This is a genomic window from Aeromonas sp. S5(2024) (assembly GCF_041403025.1).
GTDB classification, from domain to species: domain Bacteria; phylum Pseudomonadota; class Gammaproteobacteria; order Enterobacterales; family Aeromonadaceae; genus Aeromonas; species Aeromonas hydrophila.
On the sequence record NZ_JBGLRI010000015.1, the window covers coordinates 1 to 20,499 of the forward strand.

At 59.9% G+C, this 20,499-nt stretch carries 16 protein-coding genes; 7 read left to right on the top strand and 9 right to left on the bottom strand.

Annotated features, from left to right (window positions below; genetic code table 11):
- Positions 1-351 precede the first annotated feature (351 nt).
- Entirely contained in the window at positions 352-1,548 is a 1,197-nt protein-coding gene (locus tag ACB032_RS20930) for an NnrS family protein (RefSeq protein ID WP_371138677.1), read from the top strand.
- Positions 1,549-1,558: 10 nt separating this feature from the next.
- Here ACB032_RS20930 and ACB032_RS20935 read toward each other — a convergent pair whose 3' ends face one another.
- A complete protein-coding gene (locus tag ACB032_RS20935) occupies positions 1,559-2,128 on the bottom strand; it encodes a helix-turn-helix domain-containing protein (RefSeq protein WP_371138678.1) in 570 nt (189 codons plus the stop codon).
- A 122-nt stretch (positions 2,129-2,250) separates the two neighbouring features.
- Here ACB032_RS20935 and ACB032_RS20940 point away from each other — a divergent pair, with 122 nt between their 5' ends.
- Both ACB032_RS20940 and ACB032_RS20945 read left to right on the top strand, forming a co-directional pair.
- A complete protein-coding gene (locus ACB032_RS20940) occupies positions 2,251-3,402 on the top strand; it encodes a benzoate/H(+) symporter BenE family transporter (protein WP_029302584.1) in 1,152 nt (383 codons plus the stop codon).
- Positions 3,403-3,552: 150 nt separating this feature from the next.
- Positions 3,553-4,617: a DUF3103 family protein gene (locus tag ACB032_RS20945; RefSeq protein WP_011707631.1), complete on the top strand. Its 1,065-nt coding sequence runs from the start codon at positions 3,553-3,555 to the stop codon at positions 4,615-4,617.
- A gap of 62 nt (positions 4,618-4,679) precedes the next feature.
- Here ACB032_RS20945 and metF read toward each other — a convergent pair whose 3' ends face one another.
- Positions 4,680-5,576, bottom strand: a complete 897-nt coding sequence (gene metF, locus ACB032_RS20950; RefSeq protein WP_005306036.1) for a methylenetetrahydrofolate reductase — start codon at positions 5,574-5,576, stop codon at positions 4,680-4,682.
- 328 nt (positions 5,577-5,904) lie between these two features.
- On the opposite strand from metF, the gene ACB032_RS20955 reads away from it, so the two are divergent.
- Positions 5,905-6,696: a GNAT family N-acetyltransferase gene (locus ACB032_RS20955; protein ID WP_241417164.1), complete on the top strand. Its 792-nt coding sequence runs from the start codon at positions 5,905-5,907 to the stop codon at positions 6,694-6,696.
- Between the two features lie 64 nt (positions 6,697-6,760).
- On the opposite strand, the gene ACB032_RS20960 is transcribed toward ACB032_RS20955, so the two are convergent.
- The 6 genes from ACB032_RS20960 to ACB032_RS20985 form a co-directional block, all read right to left on the bottom strand.
- On the bottom strand, positions 6,761-8,245 hold the full coding sequence (locus ACB032_RS20960) for an ABC transporter substrate-binding protein (protein WP_371138679.1): 1,485 nt from the start codon (positions 8,243-8,245) through the stop codon (positions 6,761-6,763).
- An 8-nt stretch (positions 8,246-8,253) separates the two neighbouring features.
- Positions 8,254-10,233: a methyl-accepting chemotaxis protein gene (locus ACB032_RS20965; RefSeq protein WP_029305191.1), complete on the bottom strand. Its 1,980-nt coding sequence runs from the start codon at positions 10,231-10,233 to the stop codon at positions 8,254-8,256.
- Positions 10,234-10,452: 219 nt separating this feature from the next.
- Entirely contained in the window at positions 10,453-11,046 is a 594-nt protein-coding gene (locus ACB032_RS20970; RefSeq protein ID WP_139388009.1) for an OmpW family outer membrane protein, read from the bottom strand.
- Positions 11,047-11,492: 446 nt separating this feature from the next.
- Positions 11,493-13,178, bottom strand: coding sequence for a diguanylate cyclase (locus tag ACB032_RS20975; protein WP_371138680.1), 1,686 nt, complete (start codon positions 13,176-13,178; stop codon positions 11,493-11,495).
- A gap of 140 nt (positions 13,179-13,318) precedes the next feature.
- Positions 13,319-16,147, bottom strand: a complete 2,829-nt coding sequence (uvrA, locus tag ACB032_RS20980) for an excinuclease ABC subunit UvrA (protein WP_371138681.1) — start codon at positions 16,145-16,147, stop codon at positions 13,319-13,321.
- Positions 16,148-16,242: 95 nt separating this feature from the next.
- Positions 16,243-16,902 carry a LuxR C-terminal-related transcriptional regulator gene (locus ACB032_RS20985; protein ID WP_371138705.1) on the bottom strand — a complete coding sequence of 220 codons (660 nt, stop codon included), beginning with the start codon at positions 16,900-16,902 and terminating at the stop codon, positions 16,243-16,245.
- A gap of 523 nt (positions 16,903-17,425) precedes the next feature.
- Between ACB032_RS20985 and ACB032_RS20990 the strand changes: the two genes are divergently transcribed.
- Together ACB032_RS20990 and ACB032_RS20995 are read left to right on the top strand one after the other, a co-directional pair.
- Positions 17,426-18,004, top strand: a complete 579-nt coding sequence (locus tag ACB032_RS20990) for a single-stranded DNA-binding protein (protein ID WP_011707639.1) — start codon at positions 17,426-17,428, stop codon at positions 18,002-18,004.
- Between the two features lie 167 nt (positions 18,005-18,171).
- A complete protein-coding gene (locus ACB032_RS20995; protein ID WP_024944985.1) occupies positions 18,172-18,930 on the top strand; it encodes an ABC transporter substrate-binding protein in 759 nt (252 codons plus the stop codon).
- Between the two features lie 80 nt (positions 18,931-19,010).
- Here the strand turns inward: ACB032_RS20995 and ACB032_RS21000 are convergent, their stop codons facing one another.
- Positions 19,011-19,133: a hypothetical protein gene (locus ACB032_RS21000; RefSeq protein WP_011707641.1), complete on the bottom strand. Its 123-nt coding sequence runs from the start codon at positions 19,131-19,133 to the stop codon at positions 19,011-19,013.
- Between the two features lie 453 nt (positions 19,134-19,586).
- On the opposite strand from ACB032_RS21000, the gene ACB032_RS21005 reads away from it, so the two are divergent.
- Positions 19,587-20,465, top strand: a complete 879-nt coding sequence (locus ACB032_RS21005) for a cation diffusion facilitator family transporter (RefSeq protein ID WP_029302577.1) — start codon at positions 19,587-19,589, stop codon at positions 20,463-20,465.
- The last annotated feature ends 34 nt before the right edge of the window (positions 20,466-20,499 follow it).

Here is a 20,499-nt window from a genome sequence, read left to right on the forward strand (position 1 = left end):
TGATTCAAATTGTTAAAGAGCGTCACGCTTGTCGCGTTGAGGAGGCGCATATTACGCTTCTCACCTCGAAAGTCAAGCGATTGTTTTCGCTTTTCTTTCGGCGCCCACTTCACTAGGAAGCTGGCTCATCAGGTTGGCGTGTTCCGCCGTGCTGGTAGGGGCGCATTATAGGGAGCCGCGCCGCGATGACAAGGGCTTTTTCACCAAAAAAACTCGTTCGCTCAGATATGCAGCAAAGCGGTTCTATTTCGCTCGCATCACCACCATTTCGGGCTTTCATTGGATTTAAATTGAACATTTGAAAAGCCACTTTATAATTGACTTTTCAAATGTTCAATTTAGGTTTCATTCATGCACCAGATCCTGGATAGCCGCAAAGAGGAGAAAATCGTTCCTCTGTTCCGCCTCGGGTTTCGGCCTTTCTTCCTGCTTGGCGCCTTGTTCTCGGCTTTGGCAATGCTGGGCTGGCTGGGGCAGCTCAATGGCTGGCTCGTCCTGCCGGGGATTGGCAATCCCATCTGGTGGCATGCCCATGAGATGCTGTTTGGGTTCGGGGCCGCGATCGTCGCAGGATTTCTGCTGACGGCAGTGCAAAACTGGACCGCTCACCCCGGGGTTAGAAGCTGGCCCCTGGTTTTGGTCGTCGTGCTGTGGGCATTGCCAAGGGCCTTGCTGCCCTGGCTGGGCGAGCACAATACCCTGTTGATGACGGCAGATCTGCTCTGGCTGCCTCTTTGCGCCTGGTATCTGGCCAAACCCATAGTGCTGACTAAACAGTGGCGCAACCTCTTCTTTGTGCCTCTGCTTGTCGTGCTGACGCTGCTCAACGCCGCCAGCTGGTTGTGGCATGAGGAGTGGATCGTCATAGAGCATCTGCTGATCACGACAGTGCTGCTGTTCACGACTCTGATTGCCGTGATGGGAGGACGAGTCATCCCCTTCTTTACCGCCAGAGCCACCGGGATGGAAAAAGCCGTCCCTATTCTCTGGCTGGAGCGGGCTGCCCTTGCCACGCTGTGGCTCACCCTGGTGAGCTGGCTGCTGCTGCCCACCGCATGGGTCACCAGCCTCTACCTGCTTCCTCTATATATAGTGGCGGCTGTTTTGCACTTGTGGCGCCAATTGCGCTGGCGACTGCCTTCCACTCTTGGCCAACCCCTCTTGTGGTCGCTGCACCTCGCCTACCTGTTTATTCCTCTCGGTCTGCTCGCCCTTGGTGCTCTGGCTGCCGGCCTGCCCATCAGCCTGTCGCTGGCCAGCCACCTGCTCAGTGCCGGCTGCATGGGGACCATGATCCTGGGGATGATAGCCCGGGTCTCCCTCGGTCACAGTGGCCGGGCCTTGCAGGTGGGGCGCAGGATCCAATGCGCATTCGCGCTGGTGATCATGGCGGCCCTGATCCGGGTGCTGATCCCGCTGCTTTGGCCGGCCTATACCCTGCACGGCTGGAACCTGAGCGGCCTGGCCTGGAGCCTGGCATATGGCCTGTTTGTCTGGGTTTATGCTCCCATATTGACCAGCCCCCGGGCTGATGGGCGCCCAGGCTGACCCGAGTGGATCAAGACCTGCTGGCCGGATAGTGGATCAGATTGTGGAAGATGGCAGGGGCCACACCCAGATTGCGATAGCCATGGGGGCGGTCGGCCGCGAAACGCACCGCCTCCCCCTGCGTCAATGAGCGCCACTCCCCTTCCACCAGCACTTCCATCAGGCCACTGATGACGATGACATGTTCGGTCACCCCGGGTTCATGGGGTTCTGATTCTCGCTGATAACCAGGCAACAAAGTCAGCTCAAACAGTTCGAATCCAAAGCGCCCCTCATAAGGGAAGAGAGGGGCGACCTGCATGCCCTCTCCCGCCGGCTGCTGGCGAATCGCATCTGCGGTGCGATAGAGCACTTCCCCCTGCTCTGCCGGGGTTGGCTCGATGAAGCTGGAGAAAGAGACCCGAAAGCCGGTGGCAATCTTCCACAGGGTGGCCACCGTCGGGCTCGACTCCCCCCGTTCAATCTGGCCCAGCATGGCCTTGCTCACTCCCGTCTCCCGCGCCGCTACATCCAGGCTCCAGCCCAGTTCGCGGCGCAAGCCCTTCAGACGTTGGGCCAGATGCTGATTCATCTCTTGCATGACTGCCTCTTTGTTGTGCGTGCTTGAATCGCCCTTGTGCGCTATAGCGCACAACGATATAGTCTGAAGCAATATTGTACGCAATAACGCACAAACCGTCACAATCCCACAAGGACGTCACCATGCCCTTTGCCCTTCCTCATCTGGTCGCCGGCTTCATCGCCGTGATGGTCGGCTATACCAGCTCGGTCATCCTGATCATTCAGGCAGCCACGGCAGCGGGAGCCGATGCTGCCCAGCTCGCGTCCTGGCTATGGACGCTGGGTATCGGCATGGGTATCAGCTGCATCGGCCTCTCCCTCTATTACCGCATCCCCGTCTTGACCGCCTGGTCGACTCCGGGTGCCGCCCTGCTCATCACCAGCCTAGGTAACTTCACCCTGGCCGAAGCCATCGGCGCCTTCGTTATCTCTTCTCTGCTGATCACCCTGTGCGGCATCAGCGGCTGGTTCGATCGGCTGATGCGTCATATCCCGGCCCAGCTGGCGGCGGCCATGCTGGCCGGGGTATTGCTTAAGTTCGGGCTGGATCTGTTCAAGGTTGCGCCAGCCGATCCCTTGCTGCTCGGCAGCCTGCTGCTGGCATTCCTGCTCGGCCGCCATCTCTGGCCACGCTATACCATGGTGCTGGTACTGGCGACCGGCATCCTCATCTGCCTGCTGAGAGGCCAGCTGCAGCTTGACACCATCCACTGGCAACTGGCCGGCCCGGTCATGACTTGGCCAGAGTTTTCCCTTGGCGCCCTGTTCGGCATTGCCTTGCCACTGTTCATCGTCACCATGACCTCCCAGAACATGCCGGGCATTACCATTTTGCGGGCCCACGGCTATCAGCCCGCCACCTCATCCCTCATCACCTGGACCGGCCTCACCGGTCTGCTGCTGGCGCCCTTCGGCGGCTATGCCTTCAACCTGGCGGCCATCACTGCGGCCATCTGCATGGGGAAAGAGGTGGATCCGGACGCCAACCGGCGCTGGCCCGCGGCGGTGTGGGCCGGCGGCTTCTACCTACTGACCGGCTGTTTCGGGGCCACGGTCGCTGCGCTGTTCACGGCCTTCCCGGCGACACTAGTGACCTGTGTCGCCGGGCTGGCGCTGCTCGGCACCATCGGCAGCAGCCTGCACACCGCATTGCAGCACGACGATGCCCGTGAGGCCGCCCTGCTGACCTTCATCATCACCGCCTCCGGCATCAGCCTGCTCGGCATCGGTGCCGCCTGCTGGGGACTGCTCGTCGGCATCATCCTGTATCAAGTCAACCAGCGGAGAAACTGACCTGACCATCTGGGGAGCTCCCCGTGAGACACCGCACATAATTCAGAAAAATTGGTTCACAGCTGAAACTAATTGCCATTAAGTGGTGTCGAGGCACTTCTTCTTCCCCGATGCGTGCCTCATGTCAGACTCATAAACTGGAGAATAATAATGAGGAATCAGGCTGTCATTTTGTTACTGGCACTGCTGGGCGCCACCACCGCCCACGCTGCCGACACCGATCGGGAGCTGGCCCGCCAGCTCGCGCTGCAGCAGAAGAACCTGCTGCCGCTGCTGAGCAATCAGGAGTACCAGAGCCCGCTGCCCAACCTGTTGCAAAAGGCCAGCCCGCGCCTGAAACGCCAGGCCCGGGATGCCAACCAGGCAGCTATCAGCCGGCAAGGGCTGGATGGCGAGGTCAAGGAGCTGATGCAGCTGCGACTGGCCAATCCGGAACAGGCCGCCGCGCTGCAGCAGGGTGTCGAACCGCTGGTCGCCTATGTACCGAGCGGCGATGAGAAGAGCTGGAGCGCCATCGAAGCCTTCGACAGCGCCGGCAACCCCGTCTATCTGGATGTGGACAAGGCACCGGCCCGTCCGGTCCTGGTCGTGGAGGCTGATCCCGTCAAGGCCAAGAACGCCGGCCTCAAGGTGATCCGCAAGGCGCTGGCTGCCGCCGATATGCAGGTGGCTCCCCGTGCGGCTGCCAGCACGGCCCCGCTCAAAACCAGCATCCTGAAGAAAATTCGGTTGAAGGATGATCAGGAGCCCTGGCTGCTGGGTGCGGCCGAGGTGTATGCGGTGGTCGCAGGGGTCAATCCCAGCCGGGATGAGCCCGTGGTCGACATCGTCGACATGCCCTATCTCGACTATGACAACACCGACTACACCCCCAACCAGATCCTGGTCTACTGGGATCGCTATCGCTGGGGTGCCGTCGACATCGTCATGATGGAGCAGGACGACAACGTCAACTACAAGGAGCTGAGCGGCCTGTTCATCGATGCCCTCAAGCTGGCCTTCACGGCTGGCGGCGTGCCCGAGGCACTGCCCTTCCTCGATCTCGGCGGTCGCATCGTCAAGGCGCTGCCCGACTCCTGGATGACCAACAACGATGACTATCTGGATACCTTCTACACCCTGGAGCAGGACCAGAGCTATCACCAGTACCCCGGCGCAGCCGGCAATGCGGTGATCGATCTCGAACCCAAAGAGATCGCCCCCACCAGGCCCTGATTGGTCGCCATAACAAAAAAGCCAATGAGCGACTCATTGGCTTTTTTTGTGCCCGCATTCTGTTACGGCTGGCCTTTCGGCCTCACCCCCAGGGTATGGCAGATGGCGTAGGTCAGCTCGGAGCGGTTCAGGGTATAGAAGTGGAAATCCTTCACCCCTTCCTGACTCAGCACCCGCACCTGATCGATGGCGATGCTGGCCCCCACCATGTTGCGGGTCATCTGATCATCATCCAGCCCCTCGAAACGCTGATGCATCCAGCGCGGGATCTTCACGTTGGTGAAGCCGGCAAACTTGGCCAGGGTCTGGTAGTTGGAAACCGGCAGGATCCCCGGCACGATTTCGGCATCGATACCGATGGCGGCGCAGCGATCCCGAAAGCGCAGGTAGGTCTCGACGTCAAAGAAGAACTGGGTAATGGCGCGGTTGGCACCAGCATCGATCTTGCGCTTAAGGTTGAGCAGATCCGACTGCGCGCTGCGCGCTTCCGGGTGCCCTTCCGGGTAGGCGGCCACCGAAATATCGAAGTCCGCTTCGGCCTTGAGCAGGGCCACCAGATCGGTGGCATACATCTCCGGCTTCTCCAGCCCCTGGGGCAGGTCACCGCGCAGCGCCACGATATGGCGGATACCGCTGTTCCAGTAATCGCGGGCAATGGTGCGCAGCTCATCGCGGCTGGCGTCGATACAGGTCAGGTGCGGGGCGGCGATCAGACCGGTCCGCTCCTTGATGTCCTTGATCACCTTGTGCGTGCGATCCCGGGTGCCCGAGTTGGCGCCATAGGTCACCGACACAAACTTGGGTTCCAGCACTTTCAGGCGCTCGATGGATTGCCACAGGGTATTTTCCATCCCTTCGCTGTTGGGCGGAAAAAACTCGAAACTGACCGATATGTCGCCACTCAAATCTGCCAGACTCTGGTTGAGTGCCTCAACCTGACGTGCGCTGTGAAATCCCATCTGCTCTCTCCCTGCCCTGCAATCCATTTCTCTACGTCAAAACGGATGTTTGGACGTCTAAACGTCTTTCTATCTTTATGAGAAAATGGCACAAAGTCAACACTGTTTTACAGCGAGAGGAAGGCCGCCGATTTTTATTTGGCAATAAAGCCAAAGTAACGATTGGCACCCCATCCCAAAATCCGGCGAGTCGCGTTATGATGAACGCAGATCGTCCTGGACGTTCTGAATCTGCGTGTGATTGTTTGGCCGGAGGTTTCTCCGGCCCCTTTTCAACCTCTTCCCCTTCCTGCCGATAACCAATTGAACCATTCGCAGGAGCATCATCATGGACACCCACCCCGGCTTTGCCACCGACTTGCTGTTCGATCGCTATCAAGGCAACGTGGTCGACCATGAGCAGTTCTGGGCCGTGCGCACTCCCGATGCTCCCGATTACTACTTCGGCAACTATCTGCTGCTTCCCTTTCCCCCCAGCGATCACGACAAAGGCTGGCTCGAGGCCAGTTTCGACAAGCTGATCGGGCAGGATCCCCGAGTCAGACACCGCACCTTCCAGTGGCCTCTCGCGGCCGGCCAGAACAGCCGGGTCGCCGGCTTCGTGGCGGCGGGATACCAGTACATGGAGTGCGTGGTGCTGGCACTGGAGGCCACCGACTGGCAACCACCAGCCGCGACGGTGGCTGCGCGCCCCTTTACCCCGGCCGACTGGGACCAGTGGCTGGCCTTTGAACTGGAGGAGCGGGATCCCGGCCACTCGGAGCAGAGCTACCTGCCTTATCTGCAGTCACGCCGCCAGTTGTACGAGGCGATGATCGGGGACGGACTGGGTCAGTGGTGGGGGATCTGGCAACAGGAACAGCTGGTCGCCAGTTGCGGCCTCTTCTTCACCGATACTCTGGGCCGCTTCCAGCTGGTGCGCACAAGGCAGGCATGGCGCAATCAGGGGTTGTGCCGTCAGCTGCTGAGCCAGGTTGCCAGGCACGGGCTGACACGGGTCGACCGGCTCATCATAGTGGCCGACGAGCACTATCACGCCCAGCGTGTCTATCGCTCGCTCGGGTTCGCCCCGGTGGCCCGCATCGGCAGCCTCTGTCGCTGGCCCCACCCGGTGCAGTGACGTCGCTGACTGACAAGCAAAGAAAACGGGAGGCTGATGCCTCCCGTTGTTTATCTGCCGGCAGCTATTGCTGCGGTGTTTCCAGCTCGTTGGAGAGCGCCTGCTCCACCTCGGCCGACGGAGCCGGCAACGGCGCGGCCGCCGCAGATGCCGCTGCGGCAGGCGTTGCCGAGGACGCCGGGGCGGCTGGTGCCTCTGTCACCGCCGGCGTCGCGGTGGATGCAGCGGCAGGAGGCTCGGTGGTCGCAGCGGCGGCCGAGACTGCGGGCGCGGCGGCCGGGACGTCACACTGGCAATCGGCTCCCTTCACCTTGTTGCCCTGATGAGGCGGATACCAGCCCTTCAGGCCCTGCTCCAGCCGATCGGCTGCCGCCTTGGGCTCCATCTTGCCAAGCAGCACGGCCTGACTCACTTCAGCCAGCTCGTCCCCCAGCTTGGGCGTACCACGGGAGAGGATCTGGGTGGCCACCCGGATGGTGGAGTCGCACTGATCCCGCCACTCCATCATCTCCTTCGCCGCCGGATTGGTGACTTCGAAGAAGTGGTTGGAGAGGGAGAAGAAGCCGGGCAGCGAGTTGGTATAGAGCTCGGCGAACTGCGGTGTGGTCAGCCACTGCAAGAAGGCCATGGCCGCCTCCTTGTTCTTGCTGGCCGGGTTCATGCCCATCCCGATGTCGGTGTGATCGGTAAAGAAGCAGCCATCGCCCTGTTTTGCCACGGGCGGGCGCATCACGCCAAAGTCCACCTTACCGGTGAAGGGGGCGATCTCCCAGGAACCCGCCACATAGAAGGCAGCCTTGCCCGAGGTAAACAGCTCGTTGGTCGCAGCATAGTCGCGACTCTCGCCGCCTTCGCCGAGGTAGGGACGCCAGCGCGCCAGCTCCTCGAACACCTTGACGTAGGGCGGGTTGTCAAAGCGCTCTTGCCCCCCGATCAACGCCAGTCGACCATCCTCCCCCTTCCAGTAGTTGGGGCCTATGTTCTGGAAGCCGAGCTCGGAGGATACCCAGCTTTCCGAGCCGCTCATGGCGAGCGGCACATAGCGGCCATCGGCCTTCACCTTGTCCAGTACAGCGAAGAAGGCATCCCGGGTTTGCGGCACGCTCAGCCCCAGCTCACTGAAAATCTTCTTGTTGTAGAAGAAGCCGTGAATCACCGAGGCCATCGGCACGCAGAAGGTCTGGGCGCCGGAGTCGGTCTGCCAGGGTGACTGGGCAAAACTTGGGAAGTTCTCCATCCCCGACATCTCGGTCAGCTCCGCCAGGTGACCCGCCTTGAACAGGGCGAGCGAGTCATCAAACGGCCGGCAGGTGATGAGATCCCCCGCCTTGCCCTCTTTCAGGCTGGCCCACAGGGTCGGCATGTAGTCGACGTTCTGCACCCCGTTGAACTTCACCTGGATGCCCGGGTGGGAGGCCTCGAAGGCAGGAATGATCTTCTGCTCCCACAAGGCCTTGTCATCAATCCGCCAGCTCTCGATCACCAGCTCGCTGGCCATCAGCTGACCACACAACAGGAGACTCAGGGCCCCGATCCACTTGTTAGACATAAGCCCTCCTAAACCTTGAAATGTGCGATCAATTGCTGCTGCTTGGCGACCAGATCCGCCAGCACTTCACTGCTGCCGGCCGACTCCCGCGCTTCCCGTTCGGTCTCGTAGGCCACCTCGGCGATGCCGGAGATATGGCGGGCCACCCCCTGGCTGACCGAGATCTGCTCCTGGGCGGCGTGCGCCACCTGATCCGCCATCGCCTTGATGGCGCTCATCCGGTCGGCGATGGATTGCAGGGCTGCATCCATCTCCCGAGTCTGCTCGACACAGTTGTGGGTCTGCTCCTGACTGCGCCCCATCACCTCCACCACCAGCTTGCTCGAGCTCTGCAGGTTCTCGATCATCGCCTGGATCTCTTCGGTCGAGGTCTGGGTCCGGTTAGCCAGTGCCCGCACCTCGTCAGCCACCACGGCGAAGCCACGGCCGGCATCGCCGGCCCGTGCCGCCTCGATGGCGGCGTTCAGCGCCAGCAGGTTGGTCTGCTCGGCGATGCTGCGGATCACATCGAGGATGCTGCCGATGTTGTTGCTGAACTCACCCAGTTTGTAGGTGATGCCAACGGCCTCCTCCATGGCACCTGCCAGCTGCTCCGTGATGCGACGGGTGGTCGCCACTTTCTGGCGACCGCTGCGGGCTTCATCATCAGCCAGATCCACTTCCCGTTTGGTGCCATCGGTGGAACGGGCCACCTCGGTGGCACTCACCTCCAGCTCGGTGATGGCGGCAGCCACCTGATCGGTCTGACTCTTCTGATCCTGTACCCGGGACACGGCCCTTTCGCTTATCTCGGCGGCGCGGCTCGCCTCCTCCACCAGATGGCGGGAGCCGGCATTGATCTGGGAGAGCAGTTCACCAGTTTTGCCGGCCAGGGTATCGATGGAGCGGGAGAGCGCGCCGAACTCGCAGCTACTGCGATAGTTGATGCGGCGGGTCATGTCCCCGGCCGCCATGTAGTCCAGCTCCTTGTTGATCATCTGCAGCGGACGCTGAATGCTGCGCGCCGTGGTATAGCCGATGATGAGGGCGGCGGCGGCCGAGATGGCGGCCACCACCAGGATCCAGAAACTGGCGCTGCTGACCGCATCATCCGCCGTGGTGCGGCTCTGGCTGGCAATCGAGCCGGCCGACTGTCCCATCTCGTCGAGCAGGCCCAGGCTGTTGATCAGGCTGGCATCGAGTTGCTGATTGAGGGTTTGCAGCGAGGCGGCCAGCTGCTGGGCATTGCGCATGGTCGCCAGCAGCCCCTGCTGGCCGAGTGCCAGCTCCTGCATCCGGTCGAGGTTGGAGACGAAACGCTGCTTCACGTCATCCGGCACCAGCACCCGATCGAGCCGCTTGCGGGCCATCTCGATGTCCTTGCTCAGTACCTTCTCCAGCTCGTTGAGATCGGTCTTGGCATCAGCCCGGCGAATGTTCTTCAGATCGCGCGCGATACCCGAAGTGATCAGCTCAGCCTTGTTGCGCATGGAGCGTTTGCTGGCGGTCTGCTGCAGCAGCAGATCGGCAGCCCACTGGTAGGTGTCTTCCAGCCGGATAAAGGCAATCTCCAGCTTGTGGCGCTGATCCTGGGCATTGACCCACTGGCTGTGCTGGGAGAGCACCTGTTCAGCCAGGCCGTAGAACTGCTTGGTGGCGGTATCGACCTGCTGAAAACGAGAGCCGGCCTCAGCCACCCCGCTAAACTTGTCCATCTCCTGGCTCAGCTGACTGAAACGCGCCTGCTGCTCCTTGAACTGGCTGGCCAGCTGCGGCAGCTGGCTTGCATCCTCGTTGGTCCGGTAGACCAGCACCCAGCGGTTGCTGTCCTGCAGAGCGCCTTTCAGGCCGGCCACCGCAATCACCAACGGGGTCGCCCGGTCGGAGACCTGTGACAAGCCGTCGTTGATGCCCCTGATCTTCAGGGTGCTGATCACACCCAGCAGGATCAACAGCAGCAGCATCAACACAAATCCGGCGATGATCCGCTGCACAATAGATAAACCCATGGAGACATCCTCACTCGTGGGGGAAAGGTAACGTGAACATAGACACTATCGGCACAAGGGGCGAATTATAGAGGGGAGACCGAAGGTATTTTATTGATCTATATGGGGTTGGATCACAGTTGACGGGGGACGCTTTGCGCGTAAAAGGGCCCGGACTGTGCCGGGCCAAAGAGACATGCTAGCTGTAACGGCCCGTGGGGGGGCCAACCCTGTGTCCTATCAAAAGCGATAGCCGACACCAACCATAAAGACCATTGGGTCAATCTTGGTCTTGATGCCATCACCGCCGTTTACATGGACATCGGTATCGATATCCATGATCCAGGCAGAACCGTTAACGAACCAGCGATCATTGATCGCCATGTCCAGGCCGACCTGACCGGCCATGCCCCAGGAATTATCCAAGCTCACATCAGCGTTGCTCAGAGGGCCACGACCCTGCTCATCGAAGAAGGTGGTGTAGTTGACACCGACACCAACATACGGACGCACCTTACTCTGGGCATCACCAAAGTAGTACTGCGCCATCAGGGTTGGCGGCAGGTGCTTGACCTTGGCGACTTCCGTATCTCCCATTTTCACTGAATGAGAGAACGGTGTTGCTGCCAGTAACTCAACCCCGAAGTTATCAGTCGCCATGTAGGTCAACGTTAACCCAAGTTGAGCGTTGTCATTGATCTCGAAATCGTTACCGCTACTTTGCGGAGAAACAAAAGCCAGGCCACCGCGCACCAGAATATCACCAGCCTGGTGGGCCATGGCGACGGGAGAAGCGAGCGCGGCCGCGATCATCAGAGGAAGGATCTTTTTCATCACGTTTTCCTTTTAGTTTTCGTTTTATATGTTGTAAGCCTGAAAACTATAAAGGGATGTGAATGCAGAGTTATTGATTTAGCTCAAACGTTACCAAGAAATAGATAGATGTGTACGGCAGCTTAAGACCTCCGAGATATGGCTGGTAATTTGAAGAATAAACAATAAAAACATATTGATACGTCAATTCAAAACCAAACCAGTCACACTAAAGAATAATTCAAATGCATCTTATCGGAGCTTTAAACGGCTAAAAACGGTTGTTTCACTCGCTCAACCAGAGTATTTTTGCGAGCCATGTAGCCGGGCTGTAAGAAATTCTTTATGAAACCACAAACCAGAAGGGACAAAATAGTAGCCATACTGGCAGCCATCTGGGGTATCGGATCCTTCCTGTTTATTTTATTGGGATTCGTTCTCGGCATGGCGCTATTAATTCTGACCCACTAAGCCAACTGGCTGGTGTGAGACGCCTGACACCGCAGCCACTCCCCCGCCACAATCTGCTCCGGGTTCAAATCCCACTGCGCCGGCCCCAGCTCCCCGCTATATCCGCGCCAGCGATTCCTGCCCTCCTGCTTGGCCCGGTACAGCGCCATGTCCGCCAGTTTGAAGCTCAGATTCCAGAACGAATCCTCCAGCTCCCGATGCAGGGGGTAATCGCAGAATCCCAGTGAAGCCGTCATCCAGAGCGGCAACTCTTCGCGCCCGAAGCGGCAGTCGGCAATCTTGCGGCGCAGACGCTCGACCCGCTGGGCAACCTGTGTCGGCTCATCACCAACCAGCAACAGCAAAAACTCCTCGCCACCCAGCCGGATCAGCGGCTCCTCCTCAGCGAGGGCCCCCCGCAGCAACTCCGCCAGCTGACATAACAGCAGATCGCCGATGTCGTGGCCGAAGCGATCGTTGACCTGCTTGAAGTGATCCAGATCCAGGATCAGCAACACCCTGCCTGCCGCCAGCGCATCGCGATTGAGCAACCATTCATCGAGGTAGCGCCGGTTGAAGGCGTGGGTCAGCGGATCCGTATAGGCGGCCGTCTCCATCCGGGATGAATGGGCCTGCAAGGCGCTGTGGTGCAAGCTGATCCTGGCCGCCATCTCCCGGAACTTGCGACTGAGCAGCGCCATCTCCTGACTGCTGTCGATGATCGGCAACACGCTTACGTCCTGCTTTTCGGCAAACTTGTGCAGCGCCCCCACCAGCTCGCCGATCGGCCCCAGCACAATGGCGCGCAAGCGGGCCAGCGCCATCAGAATGCAGGCGAAGCTTATCAGCAGCATGCCGATGAAGGTCCAGATCGCCCCCTCCATCGCCCCCCGCAGCACGTCACGCTCCTCTTCCACAATCAGGGTCAAGACGGGCGTGCCGTCGTTGTCCAGCAGCAGCCCCTCTCCCCTGACACGCTGCAACCCCAGATCCACCAGCCGGTAGCTCATGTATGGCTTGAACGGCTTGAAAGAGCCCTGGTGCTCGCCAGTTCTGGGCTGGGCAATGGTCAAGGCGAGCGCGGTCCGCGCCGCCAGATCGTCCAGATAGCGTTCATCCAGCCAACGGGTCGCCAGCAGATAGCCATTGGGTTTGGCATCGCCGAGGGTATTGGTCACCGGCTGCAGCGAGAAGATGAGCGGCCCCCATAACGATCCTCTCACCCCGCTCAGACTGTGGATCCCCCCCTGTCGCGATTCACGCAGCAGTTGCAGCTTGAGGTCATCCAGAAAGAAGGGAAGCAGGGTGGTGTCCGTATCAGGCGCCTCCGGCAACAGGGTGCGAGTCCAGATTTCAGAGCCCTGCAAATCCATATAACTCAGCACGTTGAGCTCAAAGTCCCGCATCGGGGTGTCGACCAGCAGATTGGAGTGGATATAGCCCTGATTGGGCCTGGCCAGGAAGTGGTAGCTCTCGTCCCAGATCCCCCAATCCCGGGTGAAAGCATTGATGGCATTGATGTCGCCCTGTACGGCCCTGACCACCCGCTGCAGATGATCCTGCATCCGCCGCTCCTCGACCCGTTGCGCCGCCGGCACCTGGGCCAGCGCGATCACGATGAGCAGCATCAGGATGGCGCCTGCCCAGACGGGGAACATGGAGTAGGCCAGCAAATGATCGATGGAGCGGGACGGTTGAGCCATGGGCGCCAATATCCTTTGAATGGCAATGCGAAACGGGAAGGGTCTTGCCCCAAGTATGGAGTATCGGCCCGTCTGGAGGTCACTGAATTACCACAATAAAAACAAGGGGCCCAGGGCCCCTTGTCACATTATTGAACGGATTATCGTGCCAGCAGTGGCGCCAGGAAGCGGGCCGTATGGGAATCCTCGCAACGGCTCATTTGCTCCGGCGTCCCCGTCACCAGGATGCGACCGCCGCCGGCGCCCCCCTCCGGCCCCAGATCGACTATCCAGTCGGCAGTTTTGATGACGTCCAGGTTGTGCTCGATGATGACGATGGTGTTGCCACGATCCCGCAACTGGTGCAGCACCTTGAGCAGCTGCTGGATGTCGTGGAAGTGCAGCCCGGTGGTGGGCTCATCCAGAATGTAGAGGGTTTGACCGGTATCCCGCTTGGAGAGCTCGCGCGCCAGCTTGACCCGCTGCGCCTCACCACCCGACAGGGTGGTGGCCGACTGGCCGAGGCGGATATAGGAGAGACCCACATCCATCAGGGTCTGCAGCTTGCGCGCCACTGCAGGCACCGGGTCGAAGAACTCGCGGGCATCTTCCACCGTCATCTCGAGGATTTCGTGGATGTTCTTGCCCTTGTACTTCACCTCCAGCGTCTCGCGGTTGTAGCGCTTGCCCTTGCAGACGTCGCACGGCACGTAGACATCCGGCAGGAAGTGCATCTCCACCTTGATGACCCCATCTCCCTGGCACGCCTCGCAGCGTCCCCCTTTCACGTTGAAGGAGAAGCGGCCCGGCTGGTAGCCGCGCGAGCGCGCCTCCTGGGTGCCGGAGAGCAGCTCGCGGATCGGCGTAAACAGGCCGGTGTAGGTGGCCGGGTTGGAGCGCGGGGTACGACCGATAGGGCTCTGATCGATGTCCACCACCTTGTCCAGGTGCTCCAGCCCTTCCACGCTGCGATAGGGCGCCGGGGTGGATTCGGTGGCCTTGTTGAGCTCGCGATGAGCGATGCGGAACAGGGTGTCGTTGATCAGGGTCGACTTGCCGGAGCCGGAGACGCCGGTGACGCAGGTCATCACCCCGATCGGCAGATCCAGGTTGACGTTGCGCAGGTTGTTGCCGCTCGCCCCCTTGAGTTTCAGCCACTTGCCGGTGAGCGGAGTACGCTCGGCGGGAATGGCGATCTGCTTGCGACCGGAGAGGTAGTCACCGGTGAGCGACTCCGGATTATTGATGATCTCTTCCGGCGTACCCTGGGCGACGATGGCACCGCCGTGCACCCCGGCCCCCGGGCCGATGTCGAGCACATGGTCGGCAAGGCGGATGGCGTCCTCGTCGTGCTCCACCACGATCACTGTGTTGCCGAGATCGCGCAAATGAGTGAGGGTCTTGAGCAACCGCTCGTTGTCACGCTGGTGCAGGCCGATGGAGGGTTCGTCCAGCACATACATCACCCCCACCAGACCGGCACCGATCTGGCTGGCCAGCCGGATCCGCTGCGCTTCGCCGCCGGAGAGGGTCTCGGCACTGCGGGACAGGCTCAGATAGTTGAGGCCCACGTTCACCAGGAAACCGAGCCGCTCGACGATCTCTTTCAAGATCTTCTCGGCGATCTGGGCGCGCTGGCCGCTCAGGTTCAGCCCCTCGAAGAAGGCCAGTGCATCGCCGATAGACTGCTCGGCGATGGCCGGCAGGTTGCGGTTGTCGACGAAGACGTGGCGCGCCTCTTCCCGCAGTCGGCTGCCCCCGCAGCTGGTACAGGATTTGTTGGCGATGTATTTGGAGAGCTCTTCGCGCACCGAGTTGGATTCGGTCTCCCGGTAGCGCCGCTCCATGTTGTGCAGGATCCCCTCGAACGGGTGCTTGCGCACCACCACGTCGCCGCGATCGTTCATGTAGCGGAACTCAATCTCGGTGCGACCGGAGCCGCGCAGGATCACCTCCTGGGTCTTGAGTGGCAGATCCTCCCACGGCGTCTCCAGATCGAACTTGTAGTGCTCGGAGAGGGATTTGAGCATCTGGAAGTAGTAGAAACTGCGCTTGTCCCAGCCACGGATGGCGCCATTGGCCAGACTGATGGCCGGATCGCCGATCACCTTGGCCGGGTCGAAATATTGCTGTACACCCAGACCATCACAAGTCGGACAGGCACCGGCCGGATTGTTGAAGGAGAAGATGCGCGGCTCCAGCTCCGACATGGAGTAGCCGCACTCCGGGCAGGCAAAGTTGGCCGAGAAAGTCATGGGGGCAACCCCCTCCTCGCCATCCATCGGTACCACCAGTACGATGCCACCGGAGAGGGTCAGCGCCGTTTCGAACGACTCGGCCAGACGCAGCGCCAGGTCATCGCGCACCTTGAAGCGGTCCACCACCACCTCGATGGTGTGCTTCTTGTGCAGCTCCAGCGCGGGCGGATCGGAGAGATCGCACACCTCGCCGTCGATGCGGGCACGGATGTAGCCCTGAGCCGCCAGATTCTCCAGCAGCTTGGTGTGCTCACCCTTGCGATCGCGCACCACCGGGGCCAGCAGCATCAGCTTGCTCCCCTCCGGCTGAGCCAGCACCTGATCCACCATCTGGCTGATGGTCTGGGCGGCGAGCGGAATGGCGTGGGTCGGGCAGCGCGGCTCACCGACCCGGGCGAACAGCAGACGCAGGTAGTCGTAGATCTCGGTGATGGTGCCGACGGTCGAGCGCGGGTTATGGGAAGTGGACTTCTGCTCGATGGAAATAGCGGGCGAGAGCCCCTCGATATGGTCGACGTCCGGCTTCTCCATCAGAGAGAGGAACTGGCGGGCATAGGCGGAGAGGGACTCCACATAGCGGCGCTGCCCCTCGGCATAGAGGGTATCGAACGCCAGAGAGGATTTGCCCGAACCGGAGAGGCCGGTGACCACGATCAGCTTGTCGCGGGGCAGAGTCAGATTGATGTTCTTGAGGTTGTGGGTGCGAGCACCCCGGACCACGATCTTTTCCATCTTGTTGCACGCTCGATACGGAAACCTGAGCGAGTCAGTATGGCATAGAGACTACTGGATGAATAGACAGGTTTTATCCATCATCCCCATCGATTTCAGAGATACTCCTTGGCCCAGCTCACCGCCTGCAGGCGGTTCTTCACGTTCAATTTCTTGAAGACATTGTAGAGGTGGGACTTGATGGTGTGCTCGCTCACGAACAGGCTGTCGGCGATCTCGGTATTGGAGGCCCCCGTCATCAGGTAGCGGATGATCTCCTGCTCGCGCACGGTCAGCAGCGTCTGATTGCGCAGGTGGTGTTCCCCGCCCTTGCGGTAGTAGTTGACCAGATCGCACAGCAGATGGCGCGGGATCCAGTACTCCCCCTCCAGCACCTTGCGAATGCCGAGCACCAACCGATCCAGCGGATCCTGACAGAAGAAGAGGCCGCTGGTATGGGGCCACATCAGCAGCAACTCCCGATCCGTACTGGTGGGGGCATTGAGCAGCACGGTATTGGCTTCCCCGAAGCGGCTGGAGATCTCCCGTGGCCACCCCGTTTGCTGGCTCGACTTGAGGTAATCCAGATCCACCAGAAACAACGGATGCGGCTCGAGTTCATTCGCTTGAGGCAGGGCTTCCAGTGCACTCACCAGCAGGATGGGCAGAGCCAGCTGTTCGGCCAGGTAGCTCTGAAAGCTGGTCGCCTGCGCATTGTCTTCGGTTACCAATACGATGGGATATGGGGTGATCATGAAGCGCTGGTCCTTGAACATTCCGGCCATGGTGTTTTTCGGCAGCAGAGAGTACCAAGCCCCCCGCAGGCTGCAGCATTAAAAAAGTATTAGACGCCGATGTGCCTCCTTTGAAACTCACCAATTTTCCAAGCAATACAAATAACTAGCCGCCCCCCCCCATTTGGGTGAAATACTGGCCCCTGGCCGGACAGGGGCTGTCACACCGGCCTCTGGCCCCCCTTCTCGTCTCGACCGTTCGATGATATGACTCCCCGTTGCTGTTCACTTGCTGGCCAAGGTCGGCCTCGTGTAAGTTAATCCTTCGTCCGGCGGACATGGGATGGAGCGTCAGGAAGATGTGCGCTCTTTCTCCCCAACTGTTACTATTGCGGGCAAAATCTGAAAACGGGGAGGCGGCCAACTGGCGCGCTGAACCGGACACAGTCATCACATGAGTGGCGGGGCCGCCCTGCAGCATCGCCTATCTCACAGAAAACAAACGATATGTTGAATTGGCCCGGGCATATGGCCCGGCCGGTATATAAAGGGTGGAAGAGAGATTATGGCCAGTCGAGGCATCAATAAAGTCATTCTGATCGGTAACCTGGGGCAAGACCCGGAAGTGCGCTACATGCCGAGCGGCGGTGCCGTGACCAATATCACCCTGGCCACCTCCGACACCTGGCGCGACAAGCAGACCGGTGAGCAGAAAGAGCGCACCGAGTGGCACCGCGTTGTCTTCATGGGCAAGCTGGCCGAAGTAGCTGGCGAGTACCTGAAGAAAGGCTCCCAAGTCTATGTTGAAGGCAAGCTGCAGACCCGCAAGTGGCAGGATCAAAGCGGCCAGGAGCGTTACACCACCGAAGTGCTGGTCGATGGCTTCAGCGGCGTGATGCAGATGCTGGGTGGCCGTCCGCAAGGCGGCGCCGGCCAGGGCATGGGTGGCCAGTCTCAGGGCAACTGGGGTCAGCAGCAGGGCATGCAGTCCCAGCAGCCGATGAACCAGGCGCGTCCTGCCCAGGCTCCGCAGCAGAACATGCAGCAGCAGGGCGGCTACGCTCGTCCGGCCCAGCAGCCACAGTCTGCACCGCCGGTGTACAATGAGCCGCCGATGGACTTCGACGACGACATTCCCTTCTAAGCAACGTCAGATCCCGGAGGCCCTGTTCATGCAGGGCCTTTTTTTGCCTGTTATTGACGCAGACGTGGCGCGCAATCCAGCCTCCTGGCCGGTCTTGCCAGCCATACGTCCCCATATCATTCGCCTTGGGATTATGATCGGGGCAATCCAGTTGCCAGAGAGAACGCATGGGGTCTTGGTATCGAATCTTGTTGTGCGTGGCGGCTTGCGCCACCCTGTTGCTGCCATCCTTGCTGCTGGCAGGCGAGCCATTGCGAGTGGGGGTCAGCTTCGCCATCCCGCCCTATGTGATCGAAGAAGAGGGTCGCGGGATCGAGCTCGACCTGATGAGAGAGGCCTTTCGGGACAGCGGCTATGAGCCTCAATTCGAATATCTGCCGCTGGAGCGTACCTTCCGCATGCTGGAGTCCGGCAAGCTCGATGCCATCATCAACGTCAAACCCGGCATGTTGCACGACGTCTTCCTGTCGCAGCCGGTGATCGCCTTCCACAATCGGGTGTTCACCCTTGGCAAAACCCACATCAGCACTCTGGACGACATGAAGACGCTGAGGGTGAGCGCCTTCCAGCGTGCCCGTCAGGTGCTGGGAGGTGCCTTTGCCAGCATGGCTGACCAGAATCCCCGTTACGAAGAGGTCGCCAAACAGCAGGGGCAGGTGCACAGGTTGATGCTGGGGCGGGTGGATGCGGTGATCCTGGAGCAGCGGGTTTTCTATTACTATCTGGCACAGCTGGCCAACAGCAAATATGGGGCCGAGCTCTATGCTCCTGGCCGGGTCCGGCAATACGATCTGTTTGCTCCGACTCACTACCATTTTGCCTTTCGCCAGGCGGCGCAGCAGCGCTGGTTCGATCGCCGGCTCGATGCCATGCGGGCCGATGGCCGTTATCAGCGCATATTTGCCCGCTACGGGGCCACGCCCTGAGCCTCCTGAAAACATAAAAGCCAGCCCGAAAAGGCTGGCTTTTTGTTACTGGCTCCAAAGGAACTACAGCATGGGGAGCGTTACTTCATCGCGCCGCCATTTTTCAGATCTGCTTTCTGACGTTTGGCTTCGCGCTTCTCTTTCAGTGACATCTGCGGTTTTTTCTTGGCATCTTTGCCGTTGTGATGTTCTTTGTTACTCATCATCAAACTCCAAAAATGTTACCCAGACAGTTGGAACCCAGGTTCCAGCATGCCATCCGAATCGTAGACTACAGTACGCTTTCAGTGACGATCCTGCGATCGCACTCAGTCCAGCATACCCCTAATCTTGCGCAAGAATCCACCCTCATCCCATCACCCAGTGGCAGCAGGTGTTTACCCGCTTCCGCTTACCCGATCCGGCTGGGGAATGAACGGCCGCAGAAGCGATATATTCCTTATAAAATAACGCCAAACAGATTTATTTCATGGTGGTGTGAAATAAACTACTGAATACCAAAATGAATTCTCTTTAAATAGTGAGAGATAATTTAGATAAGCATTCTCACTCTCGCCAGAAACAAAAAGTTACAACCCAAAGCAGCGCCACACAAGACAAGCTGATATTATCCAGCCCTATTTGTGAAAATATTCCAGCGAGAATAAGGACGCCCCATGACAAGAAAAACCAGAGCGGCCTTGGTCTCAGTTTGCTCCAATATCACCTTGATTATCATGAAGATATTTGCCGGCATACTGAGCGGATCCGTCAGTATTATTTCCGAGGCCATTCACTCGGCCATGGATCTGGTGGCGGCATTGATCGCGCTGGTGGCCGTACGCAAATCGGATATTCCCCCCGACCAACGTCACCCCTACGGTCATGACAAAATTGAAAACGTCTCCGGCGTGATCGAAGCGCTGCTGATCCTGCTGGCAGCCGGCTGGATAATATTCGAGGCCGTCGGTAAATTGATTACACCTACCCCGATCGAGGGGGTGGGTCTCGGTGTGCTGGTCATGCTGTTTTCGGCGCTGGTCAACAGCGGCGTCTCCGCCTACCTCTACCGGGTGGCCAAGGAGGAAGAGTCCGTGGCCCTGGCCGCCGATGCACTGCACCTGAAGGCGGACGTACTGACCTCGCTCGGGGTCGCCGTCGGCCTGCTCGGTATCTGGATCGCCGCCAGACTGGGCTACAACCTCTATCTGCTTGACCCCATTGTTGCCATCTGTGTCGCCCTGTTCATCCTCAAGGAGGCGATCGCCATGCTGAAGCAGGCCTTCCAACCCCTGCTGGACCACAGCATGAACGAGGAAGAGCTGGCCATCACCACCCAAGTGATCGAGGAGTGCTGCCCGGAGCATGGCGGCTTTCACGATCTGCGCAGCCGTCAGGCCGGGCGCCGTCGTCACATCGACTTCCACCTGACCTTGCCAAAAGAGATGAGCATTGAGCACTCCCACGCCATCTGCGATCGGATAGAACAGGGAATCATGCGGCACCTGCCCCACGCCGTCGTGCTGATCCATGTTGAACCGAGCGGGCATGGTTAACGGCGATGAGCCGTGCGAGGGGAAGGCGACGGGC